This is a genomic window from Pradoshia sp. (assembly GCF_051873915.1).
Lineage (GTDB): Bacteria > Bacillota > Bacilli > Bacillales > Pradoshiaceae > Pradoshia.
Map to the genome: position 1 here is coordinate 1 of NZ_JBJEFJ010000089.1, position 11,832 is coordinate 11,832.

Annotated in this window: 6 protein-coding genes; all 6 read left to right on the plus strand. The window is 42.3% G+C overall.

Annotation, left to right across the window (positions count from 1 at the left end; genetic code table 11):
• The first annotated feature begins 110 nt into the window (after positions 1–110).
• Positions 111–2,366 carry an SH3 domain-containing protein gene (locus ACI35L_RS08495; protein WP_439802660.1) on the plus strand — a complete coding sequence of 752 codons (2,256 nt, stop codon included), beginning with the start codon at positions 111–113 and terminating at the stop codon, positions 2,364–2,366.
• 539 nt (positions 2,367–2,905) lie between these two features.
• Positions 2,906–5,464 (plus strand): SH3 domain-containing protein, encoded by a 2,559-nt coding sequence (locus ACI35L_RS08500; protein ID WP_439802661.1) that lies wholly within the window; start codon positions 2,906–2,908, stop codon positions 5,462–5,464.
• Between the two features lie 148 nt (positions 5,465–5,612).
• Complete coding sequence (locus ACI35L_RS08505; RefSeq protein WP_439802662.1) at positions 5,613–8,219, plus strand: SH3 domain-containing protein; 2,607 nt, start codon at positions 5,613–5,615, stop codon at positions 8,217–8,219.
• 450 nt (positions 8,220–8,669) lie between these two features.
• Positions 8,670–9,866 (plus strand): CDP-glycerol glycerophosphotransferase family protein, encoded by a 1,197-nt coding sequence (locus tag ACI35L_RS08510; RefSeq protein ID WP_049669401.1) that lies wholly within the window; start codon positions 8,670–8,672, stop codon positions 9,864–9,866.
• 40 nt (positions 9,867–9,906) lie between these two features.
• Positions 9,907–10,713, plus strand: coding sequence for an ABC transporter permease (locus ACI35L_RS08515; RefSeq protein WP_049669402.1), 807 nt, complete (start codon positions 9,907–9,909; stop codon positions 10,711–10,713).
• Positions 10,714–10,730: 17 nt separating this feature from the next.
• Positions 10,731–11,531, plus strand: coding sequence for a teichoic acids export ABC transporter ATP-binding subunit TagH (tagH, locus tag ACI35L_RS08520; protein ID WP_049669403.1), 801 nt, complete (start codon positions 10,731–10,733; stop codon positions 11,529–11,531).
• Positions 11,532–11,832: the final 301 nt, after the last annotated feature.

Below are 11,832 nucleotides of genomic sequence, written 5' to 3' on the forward strand. Positions count from 1 at the left end.
TCGTAATATGTAAAGAAATGAAAAAATGCAAAGGAGATTGAGAGATTGGTATTTTTACAACTTAATCCGGCAGAAAAGAAAGTGGTGTTTCGTTTTTGCTGAGACGTGGAATGAAACAGCTAAGAATAATCGGGCTGTCTCTATTTTTGTTAGTGGGAATGCTTGCCGGCGGCATATCTATTCCTGCTTTAAGTGGAGAAGCCGATGCAGCGACTGTGACGACGTATACGACAACGGCCAATTTGAACCTGCGTAAGAGCGCGAGTACTTCCTCATCAGTAATATTAACCATTCCGAAAGGGAAGAAGATTACGTATGTCTCGACTTCGGGAAGCTGGTATAAGGTTAAGTACAGCTCGAAAACAGGGTATGTTAGTTCAAAATATGTTAAGAAGACCACCACAACGACTTCAACAGCCATTAAGAAGACCAAATTCAAAACAACTGCTAATGTTAATTTGCGTTCAAAAGCATCGACATCAGGATCTGTTTTGACCACGATCCCGAAAGGTAAAGTTGTTACGGCAACGGCTAAATCAGGGTCTTGGTATAAGGTTACATACGGTTCGAAGACTGGGTGGGTCAAAAGTACATATGTGAAAGAGTATTACAAGTACACAACGACAGCTAAAACGCTCTATAAGACCACGAAAACGGCAACTCTTCGATCCACCCCGGATACAAAGAAAGCCTCTGTCTACTCCATAACAGCAGACAATGTTTTTCAATCCACACAGAAGGTTGTTAATAGTATAGGGGAAACCTGGTACAGGGTTAGCTACAAGAGTAAGAATTACTTTGTTCAATCGACATTTGTGACCAAGGTAACCGCCTCATCCTTCTCGAAACTGACATATAAAGCGAATACTGCATCAGCTCTTTATTCTTATGCAGGTTCGAAACATACAAAGCTTACCACAGTGCCGAAGGGTGCTACGATAAGCACGACTTACCGCATTGGAAACTGGTATAAAACCACTTACGGCGGAAAAACGGGCTATGTATGGATCAAAAATTTCTCTAAAGTGACAGCAAGTTCAGACTCTGGTTCCACTTCAGGCTCAGGCTCCACAGGATCTACCAACACGACGCCGCCTGATTTACCAAGCGGAACAACCATTACAAAAGTTAATTATGTGACGACCTCTAATCTCAATTTACGTGCATCTGATTCATCGTCGTCTACGTTATTAGGGACTGTTCCTGAAGGTACGACGCTTTCGACAACCTATAAGACATCAAATGGCTGGTTCCAGGTGACCTATAGCGGAAAGACTGGATTCGTTTCCGGAAATTATTTGGTTACGGAGGCAAATGCAGCAAAGATTAAGAGCTATGAAAGCAATCAAGATAGTTATTTATTCTTGGATTTGCGAAAGAAATCCTCTGTAACAGCGGCTCAAATTAATGCCTATATTGCGAAGAGTGCGACATCCACTAATAGTGTTTTACATGGACAAGGGGCAACGATAATTGCCGCAGCGGAAAAATACGGGGTAAATGCCTTGTATTTAGCAGCACATGCTATCCATGAAAGTAACTATGGGAAATCAACGATATCAATGGCGAAGAACAATCTATTCGGGTTTGGTGCCTACGACTTGGCGCCATTCGTTGGAGCGGTTAAATACTCGACTATTAAAAGCAATATTGAATTTATCGCACAAGAAATGAAAGCAACCTATCTAAATCCAAGCAACTGGAAATATAAAGGTGCTTACTTAGGTTATACGATTAAAAACGTCAATGGTACCCGCATTGATTCCTTAAGTAAAGGGATGAACTTCTACTATGCGAGTGACTCCAACTGGGGTAATGCGATTGCTAGCCATATGACCGGCATGCTCTCCTACAGCAATGAAGGAGCGAAAAACCAAGCCGCTAATACGACAGTTCCATCAAGACCGGCTTATCCAAGCGGTAAAGATGTATTCCCAACAGGCATAATCGCCGTAGCAAAGGCAAACATCAGCTTGTACAGCACAAAAGGAAGCACAAGCACGGTCGCTGCGACCATTCCAAAAGGGGCTACCTTCAATCTTCTTGAGAAATGGAATGATTACTGGCTAACGGTTAAGTATAATGGAAAAACCTATTATACAAATAAAATCAGCCTAAGCAGCTACAATAATTACATGTCCGTCAAAAACCTTGCGCGCGTAACAGCTTCATCACTGAACGTACGCTCAAGCGCAAGCACCACTGGCACGATCGTCGGCACACTCGATAAATTCGAATATGTCGAGTTGGTGGTAAACTCCAGTAACACACCTATTACCAGCGGAAGTTGGTACAAAGTGAAGTTAGAAGACGGTACAATCGGATGGTGCTCCAGCACCTATCTAATTCGTGAATTGAATAAGTGAGTAAGATGAGGAACCCGGACTGTGTCCGGGTTTTTCTCTGTTAAATAGGAAGAGATAGGGAAAATCGACCCTCTAGCGGTCAAAAGGAAGACTGCTCAGCCCTCAAATGATCAAAATGGACAAGCTGATGGGTTTTTAGTAAGGGAATCTGGATTTTTCATTTGAATCTCTTCCAAAACCTCTTTTATTACGCTGTTTTGATATGGGGGCGTACTCCTCTGAAGTATCATAGATTTGGGGTAAGCACTCATCCCTGCTAAAGATTTAAAAATATCTCCCTATTTTCACTCGTTAATTCTCCGCAACAAACCGCTTCATTATGACAAACCATCTTAAATCCTGTCATTTTCCTACCGATATTATGGATGTAATGACAATCTGAACCTTAAAAAGTGAAAATCAACCAAAATGATAAGCAACTAGTCTAAAAGTATGTTAAAATTAACTAATAAATGCCATATAATTACATAATGTGCTGAATTATAAGTATTATGGATGGGGTTATTAAGGCTATTTTTAAGAAAAAGGGGGAAGGTTGAATGAATGGTAGGTCGAAAGTAACGATTGTTTCGATTAGTATGTCCTTGCTTTTATCGACAGGGCTGATTTGGCCTGAGGGGAAGCGAGACAGGTATTCGTTAGGGGGGCTGCATGCAGAGGCAGCTGCGGTTACCTATTATAAGACGACTTCGAATCTGAATATGAGATCTGGTGCGAGCACGAAGAAGAGCATCATTATGACGATTCCGAAGGGGAAGCAGGTTACGTATATTTCCAAGAGCGGCAGCTGGTTTAAGGTGAAGTATGGCTCGAAGACGGGCTATGTGAGCAGTACCTATTTAAAGAAGGTGGGAGCGGCTGCATCGGCACCAAAGGAGGCGGCAACGAGAACCGTCTATAAGACGACCTCTAACTTGAATATGCGGTCAAAGGCAACAACAGCTAAGGGGAGCCGCGTACTGCTGACGATTCCTAAGGGAAAGGAAGTTACGTATATCTCCAAGAGCGGCAACTGGTACAAGGTGAAATATCATTCGAAGACGGGCTATGTGAGCTCCAAATACATAAAGAAAACGACCACTCCAGTGACTACTGCGAAATCAACAAAAATCACTTCCACAACCTATCAAACGACGGCTAACCTCCATATGCGTTCCACTGCATCCGCAAAAGGCAAGCATGTTATCACGATTCCGAAGGGGAAGAGGGTGACAGCGACGGAAAAGTTCGGAGATTGGTACAAGGTTACATACAGCGGGAAAACAGGCTGGGTCGTAAAGAATTATATAAAGGAATACCATGCTTATTCCACGACAGCAGCAACCTATTATTCTACGAATAAATCTGCCGGTATTTACGAGAATCCGAATACGAAGAAGAAGCTGTCTTATACACTGCCGAAGGATTACCTGCTGACCAGCACTCAAAAAGTGGTGAACAGCATCGGTCAAACATGGTATCGAATCACTTATAATAAGAAGCATTATTTCATCCAAAGCACGGCTGTTGTGCGTAAACAAGCCACATCCATCAATAAGACCAGCTATCAGCTGATTCAGGATACAGATCTTTATTCAGCCGCAGGAACGGCTCATTCTAAACTGTCCAAGATCGCAAAAGGAACAGTCATTACGACTTCTTACAGAATTGGGGACTGGTATCAGATTACTCATAATGGCAAGAAGGGTTATGTGATGGGCAAATTGCTCAAGGCATATAAGGCGCCAACTATAACGAAGCCCGTAGAGCCAGAGAAACAGCCAGAGGTTCAGGAAAATAAGCCAGCTGATTCCGAGAACAAGACACCTGCTGCTGAAGCCAAGCCGGACGGGCAGGCAATAACAGAAGCTGTCTTTTATGTCATTGTTGACCGCCCGTTTAAATTACGGTCATCTGATTCGACTTCATCAGAGGCATTAGTGGATATTCCGAGTCATACGGCCGTGAAAAGTGCCTATAAAACGAAGAGCGGCTGGTATGAGGTGAGCTATAAAGGCCAAACCGGCTATGTCTCCGGTCATTATTTGATTACGAAGGCGGAGTATGATCGCTATCGGGAGTTGGCGAACAAAAAGGATTCATATTTGACACTCGATTTGAGAACCGAATCCTCAGTGACAGCTGTGCAAATCAATCAATATATTGATGATTATGTAAAGCGAACAGGAAAGCCGAGTGTCCTTGCGAATAAAGGACAAGCTTTCATAAATGCAGGTAAGCAATATGGGGTGAATGCTTTGTATCTTGCCGCCCATGCGGTTCATGAGAGTGGCTATGGGACCTCGGTGATCTCATTGGCGAAGAATAATCTTTTCGGCTTTGGCGCCTATGATTTAGCCCCATTTGTCGGGGCGATGCGTTTTTCGACCATTGAGGAGAATATCGAGTATATTGCGAGAGAAATAAAAGCAACCTATCTATCTAGCGGAAACTGGAAACATAAAGGACCCGTTCTCGGTTACACGATTAAGAATGTCAATGGAGCTCGGGTGGACAGCTTGAGTAAGGGCATGAATTTCTATTATGCGAGTGATTCTAGCTGGGGCTCTAAGATTGAGTCCCATATGAGCAGGATCCTTGCCTATCGTAATGAAAAGGCAGTCGGACGAAAGCCGATCACAAAGAGTGTGACATCACCAGCTAGGCCTATAGGGGTGGATAAATTACCGACCGGTACACTGGCAGCTGCGAACACCCCCATAAAGCTTTATGCCGCAAAGGACTCGACTAAAGCACCGGCAGCAACGATTAAAAAAGGAGAGACCTTCTATCTGCTAGAAAAATGGAATGATAATTGGTTTAAGATTCAGTACAAGGGGAAATCTTACTTCACTAATGTCATCGGCTTAAGCAGCTATCATCAGTTTATGAAGGTGTATAATCTGGCTCATATAACGACTGGCTCTTTAAATGTCCGTTCAGGTGCTGGTGTGCAATATGATATCGTTGGTAAGCTCTCTAATTATGCCTATGTCGAGCTTGTACTCGATAAAAGCAAAAATCCGGTCGAGAAGAATGGCTGGTACCAGGTGAAGCTGCCTAGCGGCAAGAATGGCTGGGTATCTGGGTCCTATATTGCACGTGATTTGACTAAATAAAATAAAACCCTCTTTTCCGAGAGAAAAGGGGGTTTTGTTATTTTAATATAAATAATAACCTCCTTTTAATTTGATTTTATAAGCTATTCATTAGAAAATAAAAATAATAGTGCTATTTTAGAATAGTTTAAGTTGAGGAGGGACGAAGGTGAGTGAGACTAATTCATTTTCAAATAAGCTGATAGCGGCGTCCATGCTAGTGACGTCAGGCTTATATTTAGGCAATGGATCTGACCTGCCGGAGAAACTGGGCGGCTTAAAGGCTGAGGCGGCGAGTACGGTCTATTACGAGACGACAGCCAATTTACATATGCGTTCTAAGAGTAGTATGAGCAGCAAAATTTCAATGACTATTCCTAAAGGAAAGCAAGTCATTTACATATCAAAGACTGGTGACTGGTATAAAGTGCAGTATGGTACAAGAACGGGGTACGTAAGCTCGCGGTACTTAAAAAAGGTCACGAAGGTCTATACAACGACAGCTAATCTAAACTTGCGTACAAAGGCTTCCACAAGTTCAGCTATTGTCACGACGATTCCGAAAGGGAAGACGGTTACCTATGTCTCAAAAAGCGGCAGCTGGTATAAGGTGAAATATGGCTCGAAGTCGGGGTATGTTAGCAGCAAATATATCAAGGCCTCGTCTTCCTCGTCTAATACATCATCACAGACGGCTATCAAGGCAACAAAGTTCAAGACGACAGCCAATTTGTATCTCCGTTCTAAGGCCTCTACGAGCAGTTCCAGCTACCTCCTCATTCCGAAGGGGAAGGTTGTAACGGCAACGGCTAAGTCAGGCAATTGGTATAAGGTGTCGTATGGAGGCAAGACGGGCTGGGTCAGCGGTACGTATTTGAAGGCATATAACACGACCACGGCAACGAGTCTTACCTATTATGCGACAACGGGAACGAGCAAGCTGTATAAATCTGCGAGCACATCAAGTACAGTCGTTTATTCGATTAAGTCCGGGAATGTCTTCAAGTCTACGCAAAAGGTCGTCACTAGTACGGGCGCCACGTGGTACCGGGTGCTATATAATAATTCCTACTACTATATTCAATCAACCCAAGTGAAAAAAATGACGGAAAAGTCTATCCCTGCAGCTACCTATAAGGCGGATACAGCAACCAGCCTTTACAGCTTTGCTGGTACGGCTTATTCAAAGCTTACCTCCATTCCAAAAGGAGCAACGGTTAAGGCGGTATCCACGATTGGGGATTGGTATAAAGTAACCTATGGAAGCAAGACGGGTTATGTAAACATTAAGCAATTTTCAAAGCAGACCTCTGCTGGGACGAGCATTGCGGCAACTAAATACAAGACAACAGCCAATTTAAATTTGCGTTCCTCCGCCTCCATGAGCGGCAATATTTTAACCATGATTCCAAAGGGAAAGACCGTTACAGCTACGGCGAAATCAGGCAGTTGGTACAAGGTTAACTATAATGGTCTGACCGGTTGGGTGAGCGGCAGTTATTTGATCAAAGACACGACCAACTCCACGGGCACTTCAACGGATGGAGAGGTTTCTCAATCTTACGTAACAACGGCAAACTTGAATATTCGTAAGACCGCCTCTACCGCTTCATCAAAACTCGGGTTTATTCCGAAGGGAACAACCATTAAGGCGACAAAGTATAATAGCAGCTGGTATAAGGTGACCTATGGCGGGGTATCTGGTTATGTATCCGCCTCCTATCTCGTTTCAAGCAGCTCTTCTTCCGCTGAGCAGACAAGCACGTCTTATTTAATGATGGATTTAAGAACTGAGTCCTCGGTGACAGCTGCGCAAATTAATCAGTACATTGCGAAGTATACAACTTCCTCCAACAGCGTATTGTACGGGAAGGGGAGTGCGTTTATTTCTGCCGGGAAGAAGTATGGGGTAAATGCGCTCTATTTGGCTGCCCATGCGATTCATGAGAGTAATTACGGGAAATCAACGATTGCGAAGGCGAAGAATAATTTATTCGGTTTCGGGGCATATGACAGCTCGCCTTTTGTCAGTGCGGTGAAATTCTCCTCCGTTGAAAGCTGCATCAATTATCTTGCTCAAGAGATGAAGGCGACGTATTTAAATCCGAGCTCCTGGAAATATAAAGGAGCGTATCTTGGCTACACGGTGAAGGGCGCAGATGGAAAAAGGATTGACAGCTTGAGCACTGGGATGAACTTTTACTATGCATCGGACTCTAATTGGGGAAGATCGATTGCGAAGCATATGGAGAATATCCTCCCCTTTAGCAAAGAGGGAGCGAAGAACAGGACACCTAATAAAACTTATCCAGCGTACCCTAGTTTCCCAAGCGGAAGTGATACCTTCCCAAGCGGGACTTTAGCGATAGCGAAGACGTCCATTAAGCTCTATTCGACAAAGGGATCCTCGACTGTTGCTGCGACCATCACCAGCGGCAAGTCGTTCTACCTAGACGCAAAATACAATGATTATTGGTTCCGTGTGACGTATAACGGCAAGACGTATTATACGAACAAGATTAGCATGAGCAGCTACTCCAGCTATATGAGCGTAAAGAATCTGGCACGGGTGAGTGCGAGCAGTTTAAATGTGCGCTCGACACCAAGCACATCCGGTTCAGTTATCGGCAAGCTCTCAAATTATCAGTATGTTCATTTAGTCCTTAATTCGAGCAATGTACCGGTAACAAGTAACGGCTGGTACAAGGTGAAGCTTTCCAATGGCACGGTCGGCTGGTGCCAAGGAAGCTATCTATTGCGATTGTTGAATGGGTAATTTCATAGAAAACCATTCTTAAGCAATGTAGATAGATATAAGGATAAACAGTAAATTATTTCACCATTTAACAATAAAGCCTTTCTCGGCAGGTTTGAAACTTATAGGGATGAGTTATATAATATAGCAGAGGTTTTACCTCACTCTATGGAAAAGGTCAACTGCCAGTTTGCGAGCAAGCTAGCTTAGGAGAGAAGAATGATCATCCTGATTGGCCGCTTATTTGATTATTGGCTTGTCTGCCAATGAGTTCATAATGGAGAATAAGAAGGCTGTTAAAGCAGCAGGTCGCAACATCATCCTTGAGTGATCTTATGAACGAACGATTCATTGTGATCGAGTCGAGGATGAGTGAAGAAAGGAAAATTTGATTATCTGAGGGCATATATTTGCCGAGGACAACGGGTGTCTTCGGGGTGCAATTAATGTCAGAAATCAGTAAGGTGAATAATGATTAGAGAATGGTTAATAGAAGCGTATTTGCTTGTTTTTAGATTATTATTTGGTACATTTAAATGGATTCCATTAAAAGATAAAGTCACATTTGTCGTATCCTTTGGTGATAATTCACAATATGTTTATGAAGAAATGCGTCGAAAGAATATTTCTTTTGACGTGGTTTTTTTATGTAAAGGAAATAGTCAGAATCGGTTTCAAATTTATGAAGATGCTGCCGTTGTAAATATGGGTGGTGCTAATCCAATTGATTTGGTGAGAATGGCTTACCACCTGGCAACATCCAGATATGTTTTTGTCGATAATTATTATGGTTTTCTTGCGGTTACTCATTTCAAGCCGGAAGTGGAATGTGTACAGCTATGGCATGCTTCAGGAGCAATCAAAAAGTTTGGTCTGATGGATTCTTCGGTGAAGCATCGCTCCAAACGTGCGCAGGAGCGCTTTCATAAAGTATACTCCCGTTTCCGCAAAATTATTGTTGGCTCGGATACGATGGCCCAATATTTCATGAATGCATTTGGGGTTAAGGGAGAAAATATTCTTAGAACTGGTATTCCCCGAACAGACTTCTTTTATAACCAGAATGAAAAAGAACGGATATTCAATGAAATGACCAAACAAAATGAGCTGCTATGGAATAAGAAGGTTATTTTGTATGCACCGACTTATCGTGATCATGAGCTTGACCGCTTTAAACTTGAAATGGACCTCGATAAGATGTATAAGGAATTAAGTGATGATTATGTACTGGTTCTTCGATTGCATCCGGCAATCAAGCATGCGGAAGATTACAGTAAGAAGTATACAGACTTCGTGTTAAATTATTCTTCTAATGAGTATGACATCAATGAGCTGCTAATCGTAACGGATGTCTTAATTACCGATTATTCGTCCATTCCTTATGAATACTCCTTATTAAACAAACCGATGATATTCTTTGCCTATGATTTGGATACCTATGAGGCTGATCGGGGATTATGGGAGAATTATGAACAGATGGTGCCGGGACCTGTTGTGAAAACAACAGAAGACATCATTAACACAATTAAACAGAATGATTTTGATATGAACCAAATAGAAGAATTCTCACGTAAATGGAATAAATACTCCAAGGGGCACTCAAGTGAGAACTTGGTCAGCTATTTATTCGATCAGAAGCCGATCGTTTCAAAACAGCGTGCACTGTAATCGAATAATCGCATCAACATGGGAAGGAATTTCAACTCTTATGAAGTCAATGTTTAAGGTAATACGAGAACAAATACAATCATTTTATTTAATACAGCGGTTGGCGATGTTTGAAATGAAAAGTGCCAACACGAATAATTATTTAGGGATTCTCTGGGAATTCATTAACCCAATGATTCAGATAGGTATTTACTGGCTTATTTTCGGTATCGGGATTCGCGGAGGACAGGATATTGACGGGATACCGTTCATTTACTGGATGCTCTCTGGGATCGTTGTTTGGTTCTTTGCCAATCCAGCTATTTTGGAAGCAACGAAGTCCATCCATAAGCGAATCAATATGATTGCGAAGATGAGTTTCCCGATGAGTACGATTCCGTCCTTTGTCATCATGTCCAAATTGTATCAACATCTCATGATTTTGGTCATTGTGATGATTATCCTGCAATTTGGGGGATTCCCTATTTCCGTTTATTATGTCCAGGTGCCATACTTTATGTTGGCTGTGTATGTCTTTATATTAGCCTTGACTCTTATTACTTCGACACTTGCGATGCTTATTCGGGATATCCAAATGGTTGTCCAAGCGATTATGAGGATGGTTTTCTATATCACTCCATTAATTTGGCACAGCTCCAGGCTTCCAGATGGACTGCAGATCCTGATTAAGATTAATCCGCTCACCTATATTGCGGAGGGCTACCGAGCCTCCTTGCTTGGTACAGGATGGTACTTTATAGAGAATTTGAATTATACCCTCTACTTCTGGGGATTAACTCTTGTCCTGTTATTAATCGGATCTGTACTGCATGTCAAATTCAGAAATCATTTCGTTGATTATTTGTAAGAATGGGGTGAATGAATATGAGTGATACGGTCATTCTAAAGAATGTTTTCAAAAAATATCGTATGCATAGCAAACCGGCTGATAAGCTGCTGGACATTATTCTTCCAGGCGGACGCGGAGAGGATTTCTATGCCTTGCAGGATATCAGTTTCACTGCAGGTAAAGGAGATGTCATAGGGCTAGTCGGTGTGAATGGCTCCGGAAAATCAACGCTCTCCAATATCATCGCTGGTATTATTCCTCCTTCCTCAGGGACAGTGGAAACTATCGGGCAAACGTCCTTGATTGCGATTGCTTCTGGGCTGAACAATCAATTGACCGGTCGTGAAAATATCGAGCTGAAATGCCTCATGCTAGGTTTCTCGAAAAAAGAAATCAAGCAAATGGAGCCGCATATCATTGAATTCGCTGATATTGGCAAATTCATTGATCAGCCTGTCAAAAAGTACTCCAGCGGGATGAAATCAAGATTAGGATTTGCGATTTCGGTCACCGTTGATCCGGATATCCTCATCATTGATGAAGCTTTGTCGGTCGGTGACCAAGGATTTGCAGAGAAATCTAAGAAAAAGATGTATAGCTTCCGTGACAGCGGAAAGACCATCTTCTTTGTCAGCCATTCGATGAAGCAGATCAATGATTTCTGTAACAAAGCCATTTGGCTGGAGTATGGTGAATTGAAGCAATACGGAACAACGGATGAAGTATTACCGGAGTACAAGCGTTTTGTGAAGGAATATAAAGCGATGGATGATGTGCAACGTAAGCTTTTCCGTGAAAGAGCGATTCAGAAACAAAGCGGTATGGTGCTTAAATAATCGTCAAAGGCTGCCCTGTAACGGGGCAGTTTTTTTATGCTGTAAAAACTTTGAAAGATAATGTCGAAGCTCTAGAATAGTTTCTCTATATTTAATACGATAGGGATGTAGATTCTTTATAACGCACGAAATTTTCGTGTTTTCAAGATGGATAGATTCTGCCTAAGATTTATAATCATCAACTCATTTGAACAAGAACAAATAATAGCGAAAGAAGGAATAGGATGCAGGTTATTGACAGTTTGTTGCAAGGGGTAAAGCTGATTGAACCGAAAGTCTTTGGAGACCATCGTGGATTTTT

Excerpts from the sequence above, each read along its gene's own strand:
- ACI35L_RS08495 (WP_439802660.1), top strand. The coding sequence starts at position 111 with ATGAAACAGCTAAGAATAATCGGGCTGTCTCTATTTTTGTTAGTGGGA.
- ACI35L_RS08500 (WP_439802661.1), top strand. The coding sequence starts at position 2,906 with ATGAATGGTAGGTCGAAAGTAACGATTGTTTCGATTAGTATGTCCTTG.
- ACI35L_RS08510 (WP_049669401.1), top strand. The coding sequence starts at position 8,670 with ATGATTAGAGAATGGTTAATAGAAGCGTATTTGCTTGTTTTTAGATTA.
- ACI35L_RS08515 (WP_049669402.1), top strand. The coding sequence starts at position 9,907 with ATGAAGTCAATGTTTAAGGTAATACGAGAACAAATACAATCATTTTAT.
- tagH (WP_049669403.1), top strand. The coding sequence starts at position 10,731 with ATGAGTGATACGGTCATTCTAAAGAATGTTTTCAAAAAATATCGTATG.